The sequence below is a fragment of the Varibaculum sp. C0165D1 genome, from assembly GCF_056590355.1.
The window spans coordinates 279,342-302,027 of sequence record NZ_JBWPVY010000003.1; the positions used below are offsets into that span (position 1 = coordinate 279,342).

Genomic DNA, 22,686 nt, shown 5'->3' on the forward strand with positions numbered 1-22,686 from the left:
TCGACACCTAGGCAGAAAATCTGCCCGATGAGGTGACACTTTTCTCCCCCGAGCGGATCTACCGCTCGGGGGAGATTTTTTCCGCCACCACCGGTGATCGGAATCAAGGCTAAGCGCAAAGACGCAGAACAAACAATATTTAAAACCGAATGAGGCAGTTATGGACAGCCCAGCATTGAAACAGTACGTAGAAAATTTAGAACCGGCGAAAGCCATTTGGATTAATAACTCCGGCAGACCAGCTGCTAGCGGGGAAACTTTCCCGGTGATAGATCCGGCCACCACCACCCCGATTACCGAAGTTAGCTCTGGCACCGCCGCCGATGCACGCGCGGCCCTCGATGCTGCGGCCAGCGCCCAACCGGGGTGGGCAGCGCGCTCCCCGCGCGAACGCGGCGAAATCCTACGCCGTGCCTGGGAACTGATGGTGGCGTCTGCCCCGGAACTCGCCAACTTGATGAGCTGGGAAAATGGTAAAGCCTATGCGGATTCCCTATCTGAAGCCTCCTATGCCGCCGAATTTTTCCGTTGGTTCTCCGAAGAGGCCGTCCGCTCTGACGGCGACTTTTCGATCCCGCCCGCAGGAGGCTCACGCACCCTGGTAACTGCCCGCCCAGTCGGAGTATGCGCGCTGATCACTCCCTGGAATTTCCCCGCCGCTATGGCTACCCGAAAAATCGCGCCCGCCCTCGCCGCCGGGAATGCGGTAGTGCTAAAACCGGCCTCCGAAACTCCTTTAACCGCCCTGGCAGTAATGCGGATCTTAAAAGAGGCCGGAGTACCTAAAGGAGTGGTCAACCTGGTGCCCTCCCGCCATTCTGCGGATATTTCTGAGACCTGGCTAGCCGATCCTCGGGTGCGGCTAGTGTCTTTCACGGGTTCTACCCCAGTTGGGCGCTCGCTACTGGGTCTCGCCGCTCCCCGGGTAGTAAACACCGCCATGGAACTAGGGGGTAACGCCGCCCTCGTAGTTGGAGCCACCGCCGATGTAGACGCTGCTATCGAGGGGCTAATGATCGCTAAGTTCCGTAACGGCGGTCAAGCCTGCACCGCCGCTAACCGCATCTACCTGCATAAAGATATTAAAGAAGAGTTCACGCAAAAACTTTGCCAGCGGGTAGCGGCTTTGAAAGTAGGGGCGGGACTGGATCCGGAAACCGAAATCGGCCCGGTGGTCAACGAAAAAGCCATGAAGGGGATGAACCAGTTACTTGAATCAGCCTTAGAGCAAGGGGCAAAAGTGCTGGCTAAAGCGCCCCTGCCAGATGATTTGGCCGGGTATTTCGTAGCGCCCACAGTTATCGAGGTACCGCGCGCCGACTCTCCCCTACTGCAAAACGAGATTTTCGGCCCCCTTGCCCCCATTAAGGAATATTCTTGCGAGGACGAACTTCTCGAAATGGTAAACGGCACCGAAATGGGGCTGGCTTCCTATGTTTACGGCGATCTGAACTGGGCGCTACACCTAGCAGAAAAGATTGAGGCCGGCATGGTAGGAGTGAACCGCGGCCTGGTTTCCGATCCCGCCGCCCCCTTTGGCGGAGTGAAACAATCCGCTATCGGCCGTGAGGGTGCCCGCGAAGGGATTAGGGAGTTCCAAGAGGTGCAATACTTCAGCCTCGATTGGTAACCCCACCGGGTAATATCCACCTGTGTGTACGGATAATCGGTACGCGCGGGGGATAGATTTTTCCTCCCGCGCGGGGAATTGGTGATCTGATTCCCGATTTCGGGGCTGGCTCGGTAAAAGCACTCCGAGTTAAGCGCGGGGGAGAAGTTTTTCCTCCCGCCCAAGAATTCGGAAAACGTAGCGGCGTTTTCCGAATTCTTATGCCCACCGCACCCACTCGGATAAAACTTCTCCCCCGCGCTAGTAATACGGCTGGTACGAGATACCCGAGAGGCACGCACTTAGCGTGCAGGGGCGGATTTATGCCGAGGGGTAGGCTTCGGGCACTAAATCCGTGAAAATGCCAGAGCATTTTCCGGATTTCGGGGCGCGAGGCAAAATCCGCCCCTGTGCGCGGACACTATCCCCCGCGCGTAGCTTTGAGCCATACACGCTGTTGGAACTCGGGGCGGAAAAATTTGGAAATCGGGACGGCATTCCAAAGAATTTTTGGGCGATTCGTGACACGCTAGATGCATGAGTTTAAAACCTGTACCCGTAGATCCAGATGTCCTCGCCAACGTTGCCCATGGGCGGTATTTTGACCCCCATTCCGTGCTCGGCACCCACGTGGGAGAGGACTCCGTAACTATCCGCACCGTCGCCCACTTGGCAGACTCGGTCGAGATAGTTACCCCCGCCGGTACATTCCCGGCAACTCACGAACAAGACGGTATTTGGGTAGCGGTGCTAGATGGCACCGAAATCCCCGATTACCGCGTGCGCACCACCTATGGTGAGGAAACCGTAGAGCTTGATGACGGCTACCGTTATCTCCCCACCGTGGGTGAGTTCGACCTTTACCTAATTGCGGAGGGGCGGCACGAGAAACTTTGGGAAGTTCTGGGAGCGCATCTGCGCACCTACGAGACCGAAATGGGACAGACCAAAGGCGCATCCTTCGCGGTGTGGGCACCGAACGCCCAAGCAGTGCGGGTGGTCGGTGACTTTAACTATTGGGAAGGCGAAACTGCCTCGATGCGTTCCCTGGGATCTTCCGGGATTTGGGAGTTATTTGTTCCCAACGTAGAAATCGGGGCCCGCTATAAGTTCGAGATTTTAGGGCCAGATGGAAACTGGCGGCAAAAGGCCGACCCCATGGCGCGCGCCTGCGAGATCCCCCCGTTGACCGCCTCGGTAGTTACCGACGAACATCACGAATGGGAAGATCACGAATGGATGGAGAAGCGGGCAAAAACTGATCCTCACAATTCCCCCATGTCGGTCTATGAGATGCATATCGGGTCTTGGTCTTATGACACTCACTACCGGGATTTGGCCGAGGATCTAGTTGCCTATGTGAAAGATATGGGCTTTACCCACGTAGAAATGATGCCGGTTTCTGAACATCCCTTCTACGGTTCCTGGGGCTATCAGCAAAGTGGCTACTATGCGCCTTCTGCCCGCTACGGAACCCCGGATGATTTCCGCTACCTGGTAGACAAGCTACACCAGGCAGGAATCGGGGTAATCCTCGACTGGGTTCCCGGGCATTTCCCCAAAGACCAGTTTGCACTGGCCGATTTTGACGGCACCAAACTCTATGAACACCCGGATCCCACCCGCGGAGAACAACCCGATTGGGGTACCTTGATCTTCAACTTTGGCCGCAATGAGGTGCGCAACTTCCTGGTGGCCAACGCCCTCTACTGGCTGGAAGAGTTCCATATTGATGGTTTGCGGGTCGACGCGGTGGCCTCCATGCTCTACCTGGATTACTCGCGCGAGGAAGGCCAGTGGCATCCTAACCAATATGGCGGACGCGAGAACCTGGAAGCAATTTCTTTCCTACAGGAAGCCAACGCCACCTGTTACCGCCTGCACCCCGGTATCTGCATGATTGCCGAAGAGTCCACGGCGTGGCCAGGGGTAACTGCTCCTACCGATGCCGGAGGATTGGGCTTTGGTTTGAAGTGGAATATGGGTTGGATGAACGACACTTTGCGTTACCTGCGTGAAGATCCCGTCAACCGGTCCTGGCACCACGGTGAACTTACCTTCTCCCTGGTGTATGCGTTCTCAGAGCACTATATTTTGCCCCTCTCTCATGACGAGGTCGTCTACGGCAAAGGATCGATTCTGGCCAAGCAACCCGGTGACTACTGGCGACAGTTGGCGGGAGTACGCTGCCTCTACGCCTACCAATGGTCACACCCAGGCAAGCAGCTACTGTTCATGGGCGGCGAGTTCGCGCAGGGCGCCGAATGGGATGCGAATCGTTCCCTGGATTGGTTCTTACTAGATGACGCCCGTAACCAGGGAGTACAGTCCGCGGTACGCGATATGAACCATATCTACACCACGGAACCGGCACTTTGGGATGATGACCATACCGGGTTTGAGTGGATCGAGTCTAACGATTCCGAACACAACGTGATCTCCTATGTACGCAAGTACCGCGATGACCACGGTGAAGAACACAAGATGGTTTGTATCTGCAACTTTGCCGGTAACCCCCACGAAGGATATCGAGTGGGTCTGCCCGATGGCGGTGAATGGGAAGAAATTCTCAACACCGATGATGCCAAGTATGGTGGCTCAGGAGTCACCAACCTAGGGCAGGTAACCGCAGAAGAAATGGAGTGGAATGGTCGCCCCTACTCGGTAGAGCTGCGGGTGCCTCCTCTGGGCGCCCTCTGGCTGCGTCCCAAGCAGGACTAGCATCGGTAAAACCTAAACTTTAGGTTTTTCCCGGGTGCGCCCTCGAGAGCGATTTGGTTCTCGAGGGCGTTTCCCTATTTCTGGGGTTAGCGCACCGTGATTAAATCTCGAGGACGCAGTTAGCTTTCACCCGCCTTCTCGGGTTGGACATCCAGGCGACTAGACGTCAACTCCCATGAAAGTAAGTACTACTAGCAGCAGGTTCAAGGCAATAATCAAACCCGCGATGACGCCCATTATCCAACGCATACCCCGCCCATCGGTGTAGCGACCCATCAGTTCGCGTTTGCGGGTATAGGCCGCCAGCGGCACTAATGCCAAGGGGATCCCGAAGGATAATGCCACCTGGGAAATAACTAACGCCCAGGTGGGGTTGGGGTAAAGCCACAGGATCAGTAATGCTGGAATCAAGGTGACTAGGCGCCGGGTAAATAGCGGTACCCGAATATGGAGTAGCCCGCCCATGATTTCCGAACCTGCATACGCGCCTACCGAAGTAGAGGCTAAACCGGAGGCTAGCAGACCAATCGCGAAAATTATTCCGATTCCGTTACCCAGGGCGCTTTGGATGGCAGCGTGCGCACCCTCGATAGTGTCAGTCCCGCTCTTTCCCGATAGCGCCGAGGCCGCCAGCAGCAATAACGCAATGTTTACTGCGCCCGCAACTACTAGCGCATAGACCACGTCATGTTTGGAGACCCGTAACAGGTGGGGAACATCATGGGAACCCCGCTCCGGAAACCGATGGTTAACCAGCGAAGAATGCAGGTAAATGGCGTGGGGCATAACCGTTGCTCCCAGCATGGAAGCCGCAATCAAGACGGTATCGGTACCCGCAAAGCGCGGCAGCAATCCTCCCAGCACCCCCGCAGGATCAGGCGGACTTATCACCAGGCCCGACAGGAATCCCACGGTAATAATCACCAGCAGGCCGATTACTATGGTTTCGAACTGTCTTTGCCGGCGTTCATTCTGAAAAATCAGCAGCGCCAAAGATACACAACCGACGATGAAGCCCCCTGTCAAAAGCGGCAGACCAAAAAGTAGTTGCAGGGCAATCGCGCCCCCCACGATCTCGGCTAGATCGGTGGCAGCCGCGATGATTTCCGCTTGGATCCAAAAAGCGATACGTTTGGCTTTCGGAAGCCTATCCCCCAAGATTTCTGGCAAAGATTTCCCGGTAACTAACCCCAATTTGGCGCTTTGATATTGGATAACCACTGCCATCAGGTTAGCCAGCACCAATACCCACACCAGTAGGTAACCGTAGCGGGCGCCGGCGGTGATATTAGCGGCCACATTCCCGGGATCCACATAGGCAACTGCCGCTACGAAAGCCGGGCCTAGTAGCGGCAACAGCCCTTTCTTCGCCGCCGCCTTGCCATCGGGAGCGTTCTGAGAATCTGGGGTTACTTGTTTTGCCATCTGCGCAGTTTTACCTTTCGCAATCGAGGGAGCTACTTCATCTATCAAGACTTTTCTCCCCCCTTTAGCGCCTTATTTTCGGGCGCCCGTTATCAAAGTTTCGGACACCCGAAACTTTACCTTGATTTTTTTAAAAATAAAAACTGCGCACTAAGTCTTTTAAATTGTGCGGAGGACGCAATTCAGGGGCGAGAGATTTCCCCGCGCTGGGCCCCGATAACCCGCGCTAGATCCTCAGCAGCAACTAGAATCTGATACCCGCGTTTACCTGCAGACACATAGATTTTTTCTTGCCCAAAAGCGGATTCATCGATTACAGTTGGGAAGTCTTTCTTCATTCCCAAAGGCGAACAGGCCCCTTTCAAGTAACCAGTGAGCGGGGTTAACTGTTTTAGGGGCAACATTGCCACATGCTTTATCCCAAGGCACCTGGCGACAGCCTTCAAATCTAACTCGTGCGTAGCTGGTACTACCGCCACGAAATGTTCGCCCGGACCGCCCTCTAAAACTAGAGTTTTATATACCAGATTCGGATCCACTCCCAGCGCCTGCGCTACCGTGAGGGCATCCAAAAACTCCCCTTTAGAAGAAACCTGCGTCATTTGCGCTTCTATACCCGCATTTTCGAGGGCGCGCATGGCGTTAGTTTTCACGTGTTTCTTCCCCATAAGCTCACCTGTTCTTCTGCATGCGCTTTTTCTGCCAGTTTAACCGACCCCGTAAAACTACGATTGAAAAATTCTTCTTTCCTCTATCTCGGAGGTATTTCTAAAAGCTGCTGTATAGTTTGGTTAATTCTTGATTAACACCCCCTGTTTACTGGTAGCTAAGGGATTAGCCTTGATAAAATTGCTACACCGATAGCCACTTTAAGAACGAGAGAACCATCGTGAGCGACGTAATCGAAGTAGAGGGTCTAACCAAGGATTACCAGCAGTTGCGCGCCCTCAATAAGTTAACTTTCCAGGTGCGTCAAGGCGAAATCCTGGGGCTGCTCGGCCCCAATGGCTCCGGTAAATCAACCGCTATCAACTGCATGCTGTCCCTGCTGCGTTTTGGCAGCGGGAGCGTGAAAATCTTCGGTGAAGAAATGCGTCCCGATGCTTTTGACATTAAACGGCGCCTAGGGGTGGTCTTTCAAGATGTAGCCGTATTCGATGAGCTAACCGTAGCCCAAAATCTGGAGTATTTTTGCGGACTCTATATTTCCGACAAAGCCGAACGCGCGAAAAAAATTAAAGCGGCCGTCAAGTTGGTGGGCTTGCAGGACTACCTAAAGTTTCGGCCTAAGCAACTGTCCGGAGGCCTGTTGCGTCGCTTGAACCTAGCTTGCGGTATCGCCCATCAACCAGATCTGATTTTCCTGGATGAGCCGACGGTGGCAGTCGATCCTCAAAGCCGCAATAACATCTTGGACGGTATCGTCACTTTGCGTGACCGCGGCGCGACCGTGGTCTACACCACTCACTATATGGAGGAAGTGGAACAGATCTGCGACCGCATAATCATTCTTGACAAGGGTGAAATCATCGCTCAAGGCACCATTAACCAGCTAAAACAGCTCTCTGATATTGAAGAAAAAGTTACCTTACAAGGGATTGAACTCCCGCCAGAACTTAAAGAAAAACTGGAATCCAGTCCCCAGATTCAGTCCGTGACCACCAGAAATCGCACGGTGCAGCTAGTTTATCGGCACGGACAAAACCATGTTTCCACCCTCATCGGCCAATTGAGCCAGGCCGGCCTAGCTTATGAGTCTATTTACTCCGAACGTCCCACCCTAAATGACGTTTTCCTGCAGCTAACCGGCAAAGAACTGCGAGATTAGCCATGGGACACCTGATCGGCTACAACATCAAGTTGCTGCTATCCAACCGCACCCTAGTGTTTTGGACGCTGGCTTTCCCGATTCTGTTGGGGTTACTGTTCAAGGTGGCACTAGGCGACATTGTGAACAAAGAAGCCTTCGATACCGTGCCGGTAGCGGTAGTTAACTCCCCCGCCTACCAGGGCAGCGTTTTTAAACTCGCCTTCGATGATCTAGCTAAAGGCAGCAGTTCCCAGGTTGCCGGCACCGACAAGCCGGTTTTAAAAGTTCACGAGGTCAAGACCTTAGAAGCTGGCAGGAAACTCCTAAACGACGAGGAGGTATCGGGGATAGTAGAGATAACCGGCACCCCGGAGGCCGGCATTACCAAGGATGCCAAAGCAAATCTGACGGTGACCACCAATGGGATGGATCAGACCATTCTCAAGACAATCCTAGACGAGGTTACCCAACGCGCCGATATGATCAGTAATCTCACCGAGCGCGAGATTGCGGCAAAAGTTCGCGCTCACTCCCCGCCTGGCTTTCAAAATGTTCAGCCCGGCCAGCCTCCTGCCTTTGATCCCGCCCAAGTGGCGGCCTCGGTTCAAGACAAACTCGCTAAAAGCGGTTTTACTTTGCGTGACCGCAGCCCCAAATCTATGGACTTGCTGATGGCAGAGTTCTTCTCCCTGCTGGCTATGGCTGCCCTTTACGGGGGGCTGTTCTCCATGACGGTGATGAACAATGCCCAGCCACCTTTGGGGGTAATCGGCAGACGGACAGCGGTGGCACCGACTAGCAAAGCCAAGCTGATTATCTCCGGAATTATTTCCAGTTACCTACTGCAAATGGTGGGGCTGATCCTGCTAGTAGCGGTCTGCTACTTCCTATTCGATATCGATTTTGGCTCCAATTGGGCATTAACCTTCCTATTAACTTCCCTCGGAGCCCTGGTCGGGTTGTCCTTTGGGGTAGCGATTTCCGCGCTCGTGCCCGGCGGCGAAAACATGAAAGTCGGCGTCTTGATTGCAGTAACCATGCTGGGGGCGATGCTAGCGGGCATGATGGGCGGAGCCATGCGCTACGTGGTAGACCAAAAAGCTCCCCTGGTAAATAAGCTAAATCCCACCGCACTAATCACCGATGGTTTCTATAACCTCTACTATCACCCCGGGTTCGCGGGATTTTGGCAAGATGTCATCTTGCTGCTGATTATTTCGGCAGTGCTCCTGGGTGCCTCCCTGCTGTACTTAAGGAAGCAGCGCTATGACAGTCTTTAAAGGTTTCCTGCAGGTATTACTGCGCAATATTGCTTTTGTTATTCTCTTTACCACCATCATGGTGGTCATGGGACTGACCGCTTTCCAGACGACCCCCAGCTCCTCCGGTGATTTCACCGCTTCAAAACCTACAGTTTTAGTTATCAACCGCGGCAATGACACTGCCCTAACCAGGTCTTTTAACTCCTACTTGACCGGGCAGACCACGAAAGCAGACACCGGTACTAGCGAACGCGAGATTGACGACGCCCTCTACTATCAATCGCTTTCTTACGCTGTTTACCTGCCCAGCGACTTCACTTCTAAAATTCTTCACGGCGAAAAACCTACTGTAGACGTAAAATCTCGCGCCAGCTCCGAGAGCGCCTCTGCCGAGGTATTAGTTAGCCGGTTCCTGCGACTGGCTAGCGGATATGGGCAATATCTAACGGACGAGGACGAGCTGGTCAAAGCGGTAAACTCTAGCCTGAAACTGGATAGTAAAGTCACACTCACTTCGCATTTAGATCAAAAAACGCTCCACAACGTGACCGCCCTGTATAACTTTGGCAGCTACACCCTAATGGCCGGCGCCACCTATGTAATCACTATGGTGCTAGCGGCCTTTTCCGTAGTAAACGTACGTAAACGTACTCTGGTTTCCCCCGCCCATCCCTTCCGAATTGACCTGAGCTTGATAGCTGGATGCGCCCTAATCGTAGCGTTCCTCGTGGCACTCAACGTGCTCTTAGTGCGACTGCTACTGCCCGGCATTGCGGACACCGGACGCCAGGGACTGTATGCGCTTAACATTGCGGCCTTTGGGCTGCCCGTTTTGGGCATAGGCTTCTTAATGGCAAAAATTACCAATAACAAGCAAGCCCTTAGCGCCATCGTGAACGTGGTGGCGCTAGCCAGTGCTTTCCTATGTGGGGCTTTTATTCCCCGGGAACTAATGCCCGATGCGGTAGTAGCCATCGGGAGGGCGCTACCCACCTTCTACTACATCGACAACAACAACGCTCTAGCGGAAATGGCTAGCTTTAGCGGCGCCTCCGCCTCCCAGTTCTGGGTAAATATCGGGGTGCAGATAGTTTTCACGTTGCTGCTATGGGGCATCGCCCTGCTAATCACGCGCCTGCGTAGACGTGCTTAAAGCAGATCCGCGAGGATTAGCACTCCTAGCAGGATAAGTACACTGGGAAAAATAATCGCTTCGAAGCGTTCTAGGACTTCTGCTAGATGCAGGCGTCCGGTAATAAAGCGCGCCAACGCCAAGAGCACCCCTGCGAGCACTAAAAATACGGCGCAAAACAGGGCCATTTGCCACCAGACAGACAGGGCAAAAACCGGGAGATAGGCCGCGATTTCATCGCCTCCGTTGGCCATAGTAACCAAGGCAACGGCGCCCACACTGACCTTTTTCCCCTTTAGTTGTCCCGCTGCCTCGTCCTCCTCTTCGGATTCCTCTGAATGCCAGCGCTCCCGGATTTCGCCGATCCCGGCTTTTACCCCCAGGGCCAGCGGTATCAATCCTAAAAGCCGCAGGTGCTCCTGAGGAATCACAAAACCAGAAATCGTACTGAGCACCAGAGTTACTGCCAGGATTGCTCCGAAACCTACATATTGACCAACGCAGATACGCGCGGTAGTTCCGGGGCGGTTCTGGCCGTGCACAAACCACAATGCCAGTAACGCCAAGTGGTCAATGTTGGTGGCTACAAACAGCACCAGTGCCTGAACGAGGGTCGAAACAATCAAAGTGGAGGTCACCAAACCATTATTATCAAAGACCGCGCAAGTGAAGAAACCGGGTCAAGAAATCGCGAAAAAGTGGGGAAAGAACGTAAGCTGAAGCACGTGAAAGCAATTATGACAGTTACCGGCATCGACCACACCGGAATTATCGCGGCGGTTTCCCAGGCATTAGCCGAAAACCAAGTGAATATCACCAATGTGTCCCAGACGCTGATGGATGAATATTTCACTATGATTATGCAGCTGGAATTTGATGAGACCCAGATCGGGTTAGCGCAAGTACAGGCAGCGATGGCGCCAGTAGAGGAATCTGAGCGGCTAGTTATAAAGGTGCAGGCCGAGGCGATATTTAACGCCATGCATAAACTCTAAATCGGCTTGCCGCTGACCTAGTCCAAGCACCGTAATCACAAAGGGAGAATCATGGGGCTCGATACCACTGGGGAAATCCTGGAAACCATACAGATGATTGCCGAGGACAACCTGGACGTACGCACCGTCACTTTGGGTCTGTCGTTATTAGACTGCGCAGACACCGATATCGAGCGGGCGTGTGCGCGGATTGAAGAACGGATTCTAAGCGCTGCCTCCCGCTTGGTTTCGACTGCCGAGGAAGTCGCGGGCGAGTTCGGGGTGCCGATTATCAATAAACGCCTCTCGGTCACCCCGATTTCCCTGATAGCAGCGGCATGCCGCACCGACGATCCCCTGCCCTTTGCACAGACGCTCGATCGGGCCGGCAAGGCGGTAGGAGTGGATTTCGTAGGCGGGTATTCGGCGTTAGTGCAGGCGGGCGCGACCCGCAGCGATTTGGCGCTAATCGAATCCATTCCCCAGGCGCTGGCCAGTACCGATATCGTATGTTCTTCGGTCAATATCGGTTCCACCCGCACCGGTATCAATATGAGTGCGACCGCCAAAATGGGGCAGCAGGTGCTTGCCGCTGCGCAGGAAACCGCTGATCAAGATGGAATTGGGGCGGCGAAACTGGTGGTATTTGCCAATGCCGTGGGCGATAATCCCTTTATGGCGGGCGCCTTCCACGGGGTGAGTCAACCGGATGCGGTAGTGTCAGTGGGGATTTCTGGTCCGGGAGTAATCGAGAGGGCGCTCGAAGGAGTACGCGGACGTCCTTTTGAAGAATGCGCGGAAGCCATTAAGAAATCAGCTTTCAAGATTACCCGGATGGGGCAACTGGTGGGACAAACCGTGGCTAAACGCTTAGGCGTGAACTTCGGGATCGTGGATTTATCCCTAGCTCCTACCCCGGCAGTGGGAGATTCGGTGGCCGCTATCTTAGAAGAACTGGGGGTAGAGGCGGTGGGTGCCCCCGGCACCACTGCCGCCCTGGCGCTGCTCAACGATGCGGTTAAAAAAGGCGGTTTGATGGCGTGTTCCCTGGTAGGTGGGCTTTCCGGTTCGTTTATTCCCGTATCCGAGGACGCGAATATGATCCAAGCGGTGCAGCGCGGTTCCTTAAACCTGGCAAAACTGGAAGCTATGACCGCTATTTGTTCAGTGGGCCTGGATATGATCGCGATTCCCGGTGACACGCCTGCTGCCACCATTACCGGATTAATTGCTGATGAGGCCGCAATCGGGGTGGCTAACGGAAAAACTACGGCGGTGCGAGTGATTCCGGTGCCGGGCAAGGGCGTAGGAGACCAGGCTAATTTTGGGGGGCTACTAGGCTGGGCACCGATTATGGAAGTGTCCCCGTTTTCTTCTGCAAACTTTGCCGCCCGAGGCGGGCGCATCCCCGCCCTGGTACATTCCTTTAAGAACTAGGTTTCCGATACTAAGGGATTACCCCGCCGCCTGTTAAGAATCTTTCGCCGGCCCAGTAGAGGCGCGGGGAATAAAATCAATCGGGAGTCGCAAAAGTTTACGTTCCCGAATAGAACGGTGGGTGACCTGCCAGATTAGTGAATCAGCACCCCGCTTACCGATTTCCAGAGACGCGGAAGTCAGGGAGGATAGTTCCGGAGAAACTAGCGATGCCAAACTGGAGTTATCGATACCCACCACCGACACGTCCTCAGGAATGCGTATCTGGTTATTGCGTGCCTCCCGCATAAAACCTGCCGCCAACATATCATTGAAAGCCAACACCGCAGTAGTCGGATTATTATTCCAAACGCTGAAAGCAGCGGCTCCGGATGCCGGCTCAGGAACAGCATGATCTGTGCGAGTCAAGGTGAGACCAAACTGGGCAGAAATTTGAGTCGCGGTTCGCCAGCGAATGGCATTAGCCCACGACATTTCGGGTCCCGAAATATAGAGAACACTGCGGTGTCCCAAGTCGCTTAAATAGCGAAAAACGTGAATCATCCCCCGCTCGGTTTCCGGAACCACGCTGGTATAACCGGTGATGAAGCGATTGAGTAGCACCAGGGGACGTTGTTTCCCAATCTTCTTGATGGAACCGGCATCCAGGCGAGAGGCTGCCAAGGCAACTCCCCCGACTTTAGCGATGATTCCTTGAATGGTTCTGTGTTCTAACGCCCCGCTTTCCTGAGTGTTGATAATCAGGGTGCTATATCCAGCTTCACTGGCGGTCTGCTGAAATCCAGCGGAAATTTCTGCGTACACCGGATTAGCTATGTCTGCTGCCACGAATAGAAGAGTTTTTGCAAGATGCGCCTCTCCGCTGTAAGCAGCACCAACCTTGGAATAGCCCAAACGCTCTGCGGCAGCAAAAATCCGTGCACCGGTGTCCGCGCTTACCCGATCGGGGCGCGATAGTGCGCGAGAAACAGTTGAGGGGGCAACGCCTACATCTGCAGCTATGTCATAAATGGTGACTCTCTTGCGATGCGGCATTGCCCCCCTCTTCTGTTTAACTGTTTCAGCACTACTTTCTGCTATTTATACCTGACTCTAGTCGGCAGAATTAGCAGCCTTGTTCCTTTTTCTTTGCTAACCAACGTTCCCTAACTACATAGGCAGCCGGCTTGGGATCACGATCGCGAGTGAACATTCCCTTCTTATTGCCACCTACCCGCATGATTCCCGGTATGGTCAGGAAGTCAGCAAAGTTCCACATCTGTTCACCAACGATTTCTGGAGTGTCGTCAAATACCCGGTGGAACATGGAGAGCATATCGACTTGAAATTCCTCCGACCAGGGACGACGATACAAGTCCGCTTGACCCGGCATAGTGTCCGGTCCGTATTCGGTGAAGAGAATTGGTTTGCCCGGGTAGTCCTTAATCCACCCTTTCACCTCGTTACGCAGCGCATTTTCGGCATCTGCCAAGTTCCCGGTATTGACATACCAACCGTAGTAGCGGTTTAGCATAATCACATCGAAGAAATCGGTAATCTTTTCAACTTCTGGCGGGGAGAGCATCACGTTCACATAACCCACCGGCCGAGTGGGGTCAGCCGCTTTGGCGGCGGCAGCCAAGGGCTCGAAGTACTCCCGGGATTCGGGAGTGTTAGTTTCCGGCTCATTCGCAATCGCCCAGAGGACCACACAGGGATGGTTCTTGTCGCGAGCAATCAAACCTTCGATTTCCCGGCGATGTGCTTCCTGAGTTTTTTCGTTAATGGTCTCCGGAGAGAAGGTCTTGAAGCCTTGCTCCCCAAAGATTCCTCCGGCAAGCCCGGTGTTCATACCCACTGCTGGAGTCTCGTCAATGACTACAAAGCCCATCCGGTCAGCATAATCCATGACTTCTTCAGCATAAGGATAGTGAGAGGTACGGAAAGAGTTAGCTCCCTGCCACTTCATCAGTTCAAAGTCATGAACCATCATCACGTCATCGTGAGCTTTACCGCGCACAGTATTGTCTTCGTGACGGCCGTAACCGCGGAAATAGAAAGGCTTACCGTTAATCAGGAACTGCGAGTCCTTGACCTCTACAGTACGGATTCCCACGGTTTGCGGATACACGTCTTCTCCGGCGTGTACCTCCAGGGTATAGAGGTATCCATCTCCCGGAGCCCAGAAATGTGCATCTTCTACCCGGAGCTCACCCTGCGCTCCCTCGGCACTGGCCACGACCTTGCCACAGGCACACTTCAAGTTTACGGACACATCCCCGCTACCACCGGTCACTACGTCATATTTCACGATTCCGGTGGTTCCTTCAATCTCGGTGACCACAGTGATGTCTTTAACGTAGGTTTCGGGGCGGGTATAAAGCTTCACGCTGCGGTGAATCCCGGCATAGTTATAGAAGTCGTGGAAGTAGGTCTGGACGCGCTTACCGGTAGAGTCGGTGGAGACGTAACCCGGAGGAATGGTACTCCACGCCAGACGGTTATCTACCGCCACAGTTAAACGGAAAGTTTCTTTTCCAGCGATATTGTCTGTAATATCTGCTTCAAAGGGAAGGTATCCCCCCTGGTGACGCATAACTTCATTGTCGTCTACCCAAACAATAGCGGCGTGAGTGGCAGAGCCAAAGCGCAGCACCAGGCGGTCGCTACCTAATTTGCGGGGAACCCGTACCTCTCGTTGGTACCACAGGTATCCAACGTGGTCCCGCTGGTCAGTATCGGTTACTACATCGTTGTACGAGGCCGGCACGGGCATTGGCGAGGATTCCGACAGAGGTGCTTTAAACCAACCTTGCTCTACGCCTTGGTTGTCTTTATCAATTTTAAAGTCCCAGATCCCATCTAGGTCAAAAACACTACGGGACGATGATTCTCGAACTGTTAACATTTAGCGGCTCCTTACTGCTGCTTCGCTATTTCTAGGGGCTTGTAGTTAAAACCAGGCTGCTTTGCCTGCTAACCTCAATGGAATCAGAAAAACCACCCCTAGCACAGAAGTTGCCAAAAGTTGCCAAAATGCTTAACTGCACGCTTTCGCCTGCAGTATGCCGAAACGCTTTTGCAATTTTTGGCAACAGCCATTTTATTGCCGGTTTACATGAAAAGATTGAGACATCCCGCTTGGGAAACCCACAGAGGGCGCTAGCACCGCTGCTACTGTCCCGGTGGGACCAAAAGGAACAAAGGAACTTCAATGACGAATTCACAACCCCCAACCGCATCTGCACCGATGAAACGTCCCTTCGGAATAAAGGACAAGCTAGGCTATATGTTCGGTGATTTTGGAAACGACTTCACCTTTATACTCCAAATGCTGTTCTTTATGGTGTTCTACACCGATGTCATGGGCATCAATCCTGTTCACGTGGGAACTTTGTTCCTGGCAGCACGGATTGTGGACGCCTTTACCGATGTGGGTATGGGACGTCTACTGGATCTGCTCAAGCCCGGAAAAAGAGGGCGTTTCCGTCCCTGGATTCTGCGGATGTGCATCCCGGTAACCCTGGCCTCCACCATGATGTATATGCCCTTCGTAGTGGATTCCAGCTATACAGTTCGTGTCACCTATATGGCAGTTACCTACTTTATCTGGGGTTCGATTTTCTACACCTCGATTAATATTCCCTACGGTTCTATGGCGGCGGTTATCTCCGATGATCCTAAGCACCGCACCTCGCTGTCCGTATTCCGATCTGTAGGCGGCCAGTTGGCAGTACTACTGATTTCCTCCGTGCTGCCGCATGTGATTTTTGTCAACAATAAGGTAGACGCTACCCGCATGGCTGCTTCCGCTATTGTCTGCGGAATTTGTGCAATTCTTTGCTACTTGGCCTGCTACTCGATGGTCACCGAACGGATTGTTTTTGAGCGCAAGACCCGCGAAGAAATCGCTGCTGAAAAAGCTAAAGGTGTCGATACTCAGGGATTCCTAAAAACCCTGCTGACCAACCGACCGCTATGGGCGTTGGTACTAGGAGCCATATTGTTCCTGCTGGCAACCTTCTTGATGAGCGGCACCCTGGCCTACCTATGGAAAGACTACTTCGAAAACGCCGGGATGATGAGCACCGGTCAGATAGTTTCAGTTGTGCCGGTATTCTTGCTCTCCATCATTGCCACCCCAGTGGCGATGAAGCTAGGGAAGAAAGAAATCATTGTTGGCGCCATGTTCTTTACTTCCGCTATCTGCTTCCTAACCTGGATGCTCAGTATCAAGAGCGCGATTGTTTTCGTAGTAATCCTCTTCTTTATCCAGATGGGGCCCAATACCTTCAATATCCTGATTTGGGCAGTGCTAACTGACGTGCTAGATTATCAGGAACTTAAGAGCGGGGAACGTGACGACGGCACGGTCTACGCCATCTACTCCTGGGCTCGCAAACTTGGTCAAGCTTTGGCGGGCTGGCTGGTAGGCTTCGCCATTAACGCGGTGGGTTACGATGCGGAACTTGCAAAAGCCGGAGGCCACCAATCAGAGGCCACTCGGCAGGGCATTTATACTCTCTACCTATTAGTTCCCGCCATTCTAATTGTGGTTGTAGGTCTAATCTTCCTCTTCCTCTACCCCCTGAGTCGCAAACAGGTTATGGCCAATACCGAGGCACTGCGCCAGCGTCACGCTGCCAAGAAGGCCGAGAAGGCTAAGCAGGATGGTGCCCCGGTCGCAGCAGAAATCTCCCCGGAGGACATCTCACCGCTTGCTGAAGTGGATGTGAAGGCACTCGCTGATGAGGATCTTCAATTCCCTGCTCAAGACTAAACACCCCTTTAAAGGAAACTCCTAGAAAGGAAACACATGGTTGATTTAAGCGCTAAACCTTATAGCCTCAGCGATGAGGACGCCAAGTGGGTGCGGGACACGATTGCCGGCATGAGCCTGGAAGAAAAGGTTGGGCAGCTGTTTGTAAATATGGGAGCCGAGCGCACTGAAGAATATCTCACCGATGTGCTCAATCGCTACCATATTGGCGCCGTTCGCTATAACCCCGGTACCGCGGAGGAAGTTTGGGAGCAAAACTACATTTTGCAAACCAAATCCAAGATTCCTCTGCTGATCGCGGCTAACACTGAGGCGGGTGGGAACGGCGCCTGCACGGATGGCACCTATGTGGGTTACGAGGTCAAAATCGGAGCCGCACCGGGTGAACTCGGCGAGGAGTACGCCTACGAGATGGGCAGAGTCTCCGGGGTGGAAGCCTCAGCTATTGGCTGCAACTGGAGCTTTGCTCCGATTGTGGACATTATGCGCAACTGGCATAACCCGATTCTGTCTAACCGTGCCTTCAGCGAGGATCCCGATCGGGTATTAGCGCTTTCCCGTGCCTATATGCGGGGCATTATGGAATCGGGCATTATGCCCGCAGCTAAGCACTTCCCGGGCGACGGTCTGGACGAGCGCGACCAGCACCTGTCGAATTCGGTGAACTCTTATAGCTGCGAGCAGTGGGATCAGACTTTTGGCAAGGTGTACCAAGGTCTGATTGATGACGGTTTACCCTCCATTATGGTGGGTCACATTATGCAGCCGGCATATCAAAAGCATTTCAACCCGGAAATGAGTGATGATGACCTGCTACCGGCAACATTGAGCCCGGAATTAATAACCGGACTGCTGCGGGGCAAGCTGGGATTCAACGGGTTGGTAGTCACCGATGCCTCCCATATGGTGGCGATGACCGGGGCTATGAAGCGTAGAGATATCCTCCCGGCAGCTATTGCAGCCGGAATTGACCTGTTCTTGTTCTTCAACGATCCGGACGAAGATTTCGCCTGGATGATGGAGGGCGTAAAAGACGGTCGCATCAGTGAAAATACCCTACAGAATGCTCTTGAGCGCATTCTGGGATTGAAAGCTCGTCTAGGCTTGCATCGCACTCCCCGAGAAGAAATTCTCACCCCCAAGGCAGAGGCAATGAGCCGAATCGGACTGCCGGAAAACACGGCGGTGGCTCCTCGGCTGGCCGAAGACTCCATCACTTTGGTCAAGCATAAGCAGCCCGAGAACCTGCCGATTTCTCCCGCCACCCACCGGCGGGTATTGGTGGTTTCGGTTTCCGGACCGCAAAATCCGATTTCGAGAGCTTTCGGAGGCGGCGGAGAGGCCACCCACCCTGCAGATCGGGTGGCAGAAATACTGCGCGAACGGGGCTACGAAGTGGATCGTCACGAATCCCTTTTGGATAAACTTGCCGAGATGACCCCTGAGGAACAGGGCGAAGCGGTCAAGAATGTCTATGCCGGTAAAGCGCCGATTGCAGACCTTACTGACCGTTATGATCTGGTGCTTTTGATTTCCAAGATTGATGGAATGATGCAGCCCACAGAAAGAGTGATGTGGCCAGCAACGAAAGGAACGGTGGATATTCCCTGGTACGTCTATGAACTGCCCACTATCTATGTTTCTACCGCCACGCCCTATGCGTTGGTGGACGTACCGCAGGTCAGGACCTATATCAACTGTTACGACGATAAGCCTTTCACTTTGGAATCACTGGTAGACAAGCTGGAAGGCAAATCTGAGTTCAAAGGGATCAGTTCGGTTGATGCCTTCTGTGGGCTCGCGGATACCCGCATCTAGGAGGAACATTAGTGAGCGACGCAAAAATTCTAGAGGAATTCGTACCGAAGACCGAGTATTTTATCGGGGTTGATTCTGATGGTTGCGCCATCGACCAGATGAACATTAAGCACTTTGAGTGTTTTACTCCGGCGTATATCGAAGCCTTTGACCTGCAAGCTATTTCTACGCTAACCCGCGAAACCGCGATTTATATGAACCTGTTTTCGATTCATCGCGGCATTAACCGCTGGGCAGGGCTTGATCTCCTGTTTGATCTTCTCAAACAGCGGCCCGAGGTACTCGAATCCGGGGTAAAACTCCCGGAGGGCAAAGAACTCCATGGTTTCGTGACCTCGGGATTGCCGCTCAGCGAAGCGGGAATCCACCAGTGGGCCGCCGAACATCCTTCAGAGGAGATCGAACGCTGTATTAAGTGGGGGGAAACCGTAAACAAACTGGTGGCGTGGATAGTGAAAAACTGCGCACCTTTCCATGGGGTTCGCGAAGCATTGGAGGCCATGCAGGGGAAAGTTGATGCGATGGTGGTCTCGGCTGCCTCGCTAAAAATGCTCGACCATGAATGGGAAGAGCACGACCTGGAACGCTATATGTCCGTGATTGCCGGACAGGAAATGGGTACCAAATCCCAGCAGCTAGCAAAAGCAGCAGTAGGAAAGTATCATCCGGACCGGATTTTATTGCTGGGAGATGCTCCCGGTGATGGTCAGGCGGCAGCCGATAATAATGCTTTGTGGTTCCCGATTCGCCCGGGACACGAGGCCGAGTCCTGGCAAGAGTTCCACGACGTAGGTTTGCAGCGTTTCCTGGAAGGAACTTTCCGCGGCGATTACCAAGAGCAGCTGATAGCGGACTTTAATCAGCTACTGCCGGCCACTCCCCCCTGGAAAACCATCAATTAATGCTGGCAATCCCGGTTGGCAACTATTGGCATTTTTCAGAACTACCTGCTGAAACCGGGAATAATGGACATTAGAGAGTCAGTTAGTGGCGCGGTAATCAGCAGATAACTGCTAGATAGAGGAGAAAGCATGAAGTTAAACCTGGCAGGACTGAAAGATATCAAAACCAAAGCCCCGGAAATTGTTCTTCCCCGCTTTGACGTGGCGCAAATGCAGCAGGAGGGCAAGAAACGTCCCCGCTGGATTCATATTGGACCCGGTAACTTGTTTAGATGCTATCCCGCGCGGGTAGCGGCGGATTTGTTAGAGCGCGGGGAGCACTGGCCGATTACTGCAGTTGCTCCTCGCGACCCCGAAGACATGGATACCCAGTTGGGTAAACATGATCTCATGACTTTGAAGGTTACTTTGAATCCCGATGGCACCCAGGATTTGCGGGTAGTGGCGGGAATCAGCGAAGCATTAGGGATTCAAGACGTGGATGAGTTCGCTCGTTTGCTTGAGGTTGCCCGCGACCCCAACGTCGCCCTCATGAGCTATACCATTACCGAGAAAGGTTACGTTATTGGAGATGGCTCCGGGAACCTGCAGCCAGGGGTCCAGACAGCAATAGAGGCCGATACGCCTGCGGGATTAGAGGGAAGCCAGGCTTCTACAATGGTGCTTTCCACTGTCCTCTTAAGGGAGCGTTTTAGCGCTGGTGGAGCGCCCATCACTCTGCTCAGTTTTGATAACTTTTCGCATAATGGCGATAAGTTACGCGAATCAGTACTGAGGATTGCTCAGGGATGGTCACAGCAGGGTACGGCACCCGAGGGGTTCCTGGAATGGCTGCAAGACGAAGACAACGTGGCTTTCCCGATTACGGTTATCGATAAAATAACTCCGCGTCCCAACCCAGGGATCGGTGAAAAACTAGAAAAACTAGGATTCAGCGATATGGCGGTTCAAACTCCGCGCCGCACCCCCCTAGCCGGATTTGTGAATACTGAACCGGTGGAATACCTGATTATCGAAGACAAGTTCGCGGGAGAACGTCCAAATTGGGATGATCTCGGCGTGCAGGTGGTAAAACGACAAGTCTGTGATGACTTTGAAAATATGAAGGTCACAACTTGTCTGAATCCCCTACACACTGCGCTAGCGGTGGCCGGTTCCCTGCTGCGTTTCCCCACTATTGATGCGGAAATGCGCGATCCCGCTCTGCGCGCCCTCGTTCACGAATTAGGTTTTAAGGAAGGACTGCCGGTAGTTACTGATCCGGTAGTGGTAAACCCCGAAGATTTTCTGCGTGAAGTGTTGGAAGTGCGGCTACCAAACCTGTATTTGCCGGATAATCCCGCTCGGATTGCCATGGATACCTCGCAAAAAATTCCTATTCGTTTCGGGGAAACCATTAAGAAATATCTGGCGCGCGGTCTTGACCTCAATTCTTTGCGGGCGATTCCGTTTGTATTTGCCCTCTGGTGTCGTTTCCTGATGGGCATCGGCGACGATGGTCTACCCTTCGAACCAGCACCTGACCCCAGGTACGAAGAGCTGCACAAACACCTTACGGGAATCAAACTAGATGGAAGTAACTCTGTGGAAGAAATCCACCAAGCACTGCAGCCGATCCTATCTGACACTGATATTTTCCGCACTGATCTCTACGCCACGCCACTGGCGGAGGCTACCGAAAAATATTTTAAACAATTAGTCGCCGGCACCGGTGCCGTGCGTTCAACCCTGGATAAGGAGTTCAACCAATGAAAATGACATTCCGCTGGTACGGAGAAGGATACGACCCGATTCCGCTGCGCTACATCAAACAGATCCCGGAAATGACCGGAATCATGGGCACCTTGAGCGGCAAAGCTGCTGGTGAAGTGTGGGAAGAACCTGAAATCAAAGATTTGATTGACGGGGTGCATGCAGCCGGGCTCGAATGCGAAGTTATTGAATCCGTAAATGTGCATGAAGATATTAAGCTGGGCTTGCCCACTCGTGATAAGTACATAGATGCCTACAACAAGACGCTAGAGAACCTGGCAAAGTTCGGGGTAAAAGTAGTTATTTATAACTTCATGCCTGTTTTTGACTGGTTACGCACGGAGCTGGCACACGTTACCGAGGACGGCTCCAACTGTCTTTACTACGATCACGCCCAGATTGAAGGAATGACTCCCCGTGACATTGTGGAACTGACCGCCAAAGAATCCGGCGGATTAACCTTGCCCGGATGGGAGCCGGAGCGCCTGTCACACCTGGATACCGTGATGGCCCAGTATCAGGAAGTCGACCACAATAAGATGCGCGCCAACTACCGGTACTTCCTGGAAGGTATCATTCCTACCGCTGAAAAAGTCGGCATTAAGATGGCCTGCCACCCGGATGACCCGGCTTGGGATTTATTCGGGCTACCTCGTATCTATCGAAACCGCGACGATATGGACAAGATCGCAGGTCTATATGATTCTGAGTTTAACGGTTTCTGTATCTGTGCGGGCTCTTTGGGCTCTAACCCCGATAATGATGTTCCTGCGATTTTCCGCGAATTCGGTAAACGTGGTTTGATGAACGCCGCTCACGTGCGCAACGTCAAATACCTAGGGCCCAAGAAGTTCCACGAAGCCCCCCACCCGTCCTCCACTGGCAACCTAGATATGTACGCCATTATGAAAGCTATCTATGAAACCAATCCGGACGTCTACATTCGCCCCGACCATGGCCGCATGATTTGGGGTGAAACCGGACGCCCCGGATACCCCCTCTACGACCGGGCGCTAGGAGCGGTTTACCTCGGTGGACTGTGGGAAGCAATTGTAAAAAGCCACGAAGATAAGTAGGAGAGAAAG

The 22,686-nt window shown here is 53.3% G+C and carries 17 protein-coding genes; 12 read left to right on the forward strand and 5 right to left on the reverse strand.

Annotated elements, in window-relative coordinates; genetic code table 11:
- Window positions 1–160 precede the first annotated feature (160 nt).
- A complete protein-coding gene (locus AC1EKS_RS06030; RefSeq protein WP_481009690.1) occupies window positions 161–1,630 on the forward strand; it encodes an NAD-dependent succinate-semialdehyde dehydrogenase in 1,470 nt (489 codons plus the stop codon).
- 516 nt (window positions 1,631–2,146) lie between these two features.
- Complete coding sequence (gene glgB / locus AC1EKS_RS06035) at window positions 2,147–4,330, forward strand: 1,4-alpha-glucan branching protein GlgB (protein ID WP_481009203.1); 2,184 nt, start codon at window positions 2,147–2,149, stop codon at window positions 4,328–4,330.
- Window positions 4,331–4,489: 159 nt separating this feature from the next.
- On the opposite strand, the gene AC1EKS_RS06040 is transcribed toward glgB, so the two are convergent.
- On the reverse strand, window positions 4,490–5,755 hold the full coding sequence (locus AC1EKS_RS06040; RefSeq protein ID WP_481009269.1) for an Nramp family divalent metal transporter: 1,266 nt from the start codon (window positions 5,753–5,755) through the stop codon (window positions 4,490–4,492).
- A 182-nt stretch (window positions 5,756–5,937) separates the two neighbouring features.
- On the reverse strand, window positions 5,938–6,423 hold the full coding sequence (gene ybaK, locus AC1EKS_RS06045; RefSeq protein ID WP_215522781.1) for a Cys-tRNA(Pro) deacylase: 486 nt from the start codon (window positions 6,421–6,423) through the stop codon (window positions 5,938–5,940).
- 221 nt (window positions 6,424–6,644) lie between these two features.
- Between ybaK and AC1EKS_RS06050 the strand changes: the two genes are divergently transcribed.
- From AC1EKS_RS06050 to AC1EKS_RS06060, 3 genes are read left to right on the forward strand one after another with little or no spacing between them, the layout of a single operon-like run.
- Window positions 6,645–7,583 carry an ABC transporter ATP-binding protein gene (locus tag AC1EKS_RS06050; protein WP_481009204.1) on the forward strand — a complete coding sequence of 313 codons (939 nt, stop codon included), beginning with the start codon at window positions 6,645–6,647 and terminating at the stop codon, window positions 7,581–7,583.
- 2 nt (window positions 7,584–7,585) lie between these two features.
- The gene (locus AC1EKS_RS06055) at window positions 7,586–8,845 is read left to right on the forward strand and encodes an ABC transporter permease (protein WP_481009205.1); all 1,260 of its coding nucleotides are present in this window, start codon (window positions 7,586–7,588) and stop codon (window positions 8,843–8,845) included.
- Entirely contained in the window at window positions 8,832–9,980 is a 1,149-nt protein-coding gene (locus AC1EKS_RS06060) for an ABC transporter permease (protein ID WP_481009206.1), read from the forward strand. The genes AC1EKS_RS06055 and AC1EKS_RS06060 overlap by 14 nt, the downstream gene beginning before the upstream one ends.
- On the opposite strand, the gene AC1EKS_RS06065 is transcribed toward AC1EKS_RS06060, so the two are convergent.
- Window positions 9,977–10,597 (reverse strand): cadmium resistance transporter, encoded by a 621-nt coding sequence (locus tag AC1EKS_RS06065; protein ID WP_481009207.1) that lies wholly within the window; start codon window positions 10,595–10,597, stop codon window positions 9,977–9,979. The two genes, AC1EKS_RS06060 and AC1EKS_RS06065, sit on opposite strands and share 4 nt — an antisense overlap.
- Before the next feature lie 99 nt (window positions 10,598–10,696).
- On the opposite strand from AC1EKS_RS06065, the gene AC1EKS_RS06070 reads away from it, so the two are divergent.
- Both AC1EKS_RS06070 and AC1EKS_RS06075 read left to right on the forward strand, forming a co-directional pair.
- Window positions 10,697–10,954, forward strand: coding sequence for an ACT domain-containing protein (locus AC1EKS_RS06070; RefSeq protein ID WP_481009270.1), 258 nt, complete (start codon window positions 10,697–10,699; stop codon window positions 10,952–10,954).
- Window positions 10,955–11,005: 51 nt separating this feature from the next.
- Entirely contained in the window at window positions 11,006–12,370 is a 1,365-nt protein-coding gene (locus AC1EKS_RS06075; protein WP_481009208.1) for a DUF711 family protein, read from the forward strand.
- Window positions 12,371–12,403: 33 nt separating this feature from the next.
- Here the strand turns inward: AC1EKS_RS06075 and AC1EKS_RS06080 are convergent, their stop codons facing one another.
- Together AC1EKS_RS06080 and uidA are read right to left on the reverse strand one after the other, a co-directional pair.
- Entirely contained in the window at window positions 12,404–13,405 is a 1,002-nt protein-coding gene (locus AC1EKS_RS06080; RefSeq protein ID WP_481009209.1) for a LacI family DNA-binding transcriptional regulator, read from the reverse strand.
- A 70-nt stretch (window positions 13,406–13,475) separates the two neighbouring features.
- On the reverse strand, window positions 13,476–15,257 hold the full coding sequence (gene uidA, locus AC1EKS_RS06085) for a beta-glucuronidase (RefSeq protein WP_481009210.1): 1,782 nt from the start codon (window positions 15,255–15,257) through the stop codon (window positions 13,476–13,478).
- 306 nt (window positions 15,258–15,563) lie between these two features.
- Between uidA and AC1EKS_RS06090 the strand changes: the two genes are divergently transcribed.
- From AC1EKS_RS06090 to AC1EKS_RS06110, 5 genes are all read left to right on the forward strand, one after another.
- Window positions 15,564–17,129 (forward strand): MFS transporter, encoded by a 1,566-nt coding sequence (locus tag AC1EKS_RS06090; protein WP_481009211.1) that lies wholly within the window; start codon window positions 15,564–15,566, stop codon window positions 17,127–17,129.
- 36 nt (window positions 17,130–17,165) lie between these two features.
- On the forward strand, window positions 17,166–18,947 hold the full coding sequence (locus AC1EKS_RS06095; protein ID WP_481009212.1) for a glycoside hydrolase family 3 protein: 1,782 nt from the start codon (window positions 17,166–17,168) through the stop codon (window positions 18,945–18,947).
- Between the two features lie 11 nt (window positions 18,948–18,958).
- Entirely contained in the window at window positions 18,959–19,849 is an 891-nt protein-coding gene (locus AC1EKS_RS06100) for an HAD family hydrolase (RefSeq protein ID WP_481009213.1), read from the forward strand.
- Between the two features lie 129 nt (window positions 19,850–19,978).
- Complete coding sequence (locus AC1EKS_RS06105) at window positions 19,979–21,601, forward strand: mannitol dehydrogenase family protein (RefSeq protein ID WP_481009214.1); 1,623 nt, start codon at window positions 19,979–19,981, stop codon at window positions 21,599–21,601.
- A complete protein-coding gene (locus tag AC1EKS_RS06110) occupies window positions 21,598–22,677 on the forward strand; it encodes a mannonate dehydratase (protein ID WP_481009215.1) in 1,080 nt (359 codons plus the stop codon). Before AC1EKS_RS06105 ends, AC1EKS_RS06110 begins: the two co-directional genes overlap by 4 nt.
- Window positions 22,678–22,686 lie beyond the last annotated feature (9 nt).

What these genes read in the sequence shown, in the direction of transcription:
- AC1EKS_RS06090 (WP_481009211.1), top strand. Translation starts at nt 15,564, where the DNA reads ATGACGAATTCACAACCCCCAACCGCATCTGCACCGATGAAACGTCCC.
- AC1EKS_RS06080 (WP_481009209.1), bottom strand. Translation starts at nt 13,405, where the DNA reads ATGCCGCATCGCAAGAGAGTCACCATTTATGACATAGCTGCAGATGTA.
- AC1EKS_RS06110 (WP_481009215.1), top strand. Translation starts at nt 21,598, where the DNA reads ATGAAAATGACATTCCGCTGGTACGGAGAAGGATACGACCCGATTCCG.
- AC1EKS_RS06095 (WP_481009212.1), top strand. Translation starts at nt 17,166, where the DNA reads ATGGTTGATTTAAGCGCTAAACCTTATAGCCTCAGCGATGAGGACGCC.
- AC1EKS_RS06040 (WP_481009269.1), bottom strand. Translation starts at nt 5,755, where the DNA reads ATGGCAAAACAAGTAACCCCAGATTCTCAGAACGCTCCCGATGGCAAG.
- AC1EKS_RS06075 (WP_481009208.1), top strand. Translation starts at nt 11,006, where the DNA reads ATGGGGCTCGATACCACTGGGGAAATCCTGGAAACCATACAGATGATT.
- AC1EKS_RS06105 (WP_481009214.1), top strand. Translation starts at nt 19,979, where the DNA reads ATGAAGTTAAACCTGGCAGGACTGAAAGATATCAAAACCAAAGCCCCG.
- ybaK (WP_215522781.1), bottom strand. Translation starts at nt 6,423, where the DNA reads ATGGGGAAGAAACACGTGAAAACTAACGCCATGCGCGCCCTCGAAAAT.
- uidA (WP_481009210.1), bottom strand. Translation starts at nt 15,257, where the DNA reads ATGTTAACAGTTCGAGAATCATCGTCCCGTAGTGTTTTTGACCTAGAT.
- AC1EKS_RS06070 (WP_481009270.1), top strand. Translation starts at nt 10,697, where the DNA reads ATGACAGTTACCGGCATCGACCACACCGGAATTATCGCGGCGGTTTCC.
- AC1EKS_RS06055 (WP_481009205.1), top strand. Translation starts at nt 7,586, where the DNA reads ATGGGACACCTGATCGGCTACAACATCAAGTTGCTGCTATCCAACCGC.
- AC1EKS_RS06030 (WP_481009690.1), top strand. Translation starts at nt 161, where the DNA reads ATGGACAGCCCAGCATTGAAACAGTACGTAGAAAATTTAGAACCGGCG.
- glgB (WP_481009203.1), top strand. Translation starts at nt 2,147, where the DNA reads ATGAGTTTAAAACCTGTACCCGTAGATCCAGATGTCCTCGCCAACGTT.
- AC1EKS_RS06060 (WP_481009206.1), top strand. Translation starts at nt 8,832, where the DNA reads ATGACAGTCTTTAAAGGTTTCCTGCAGGTATTACTGCGCAATATTGCT.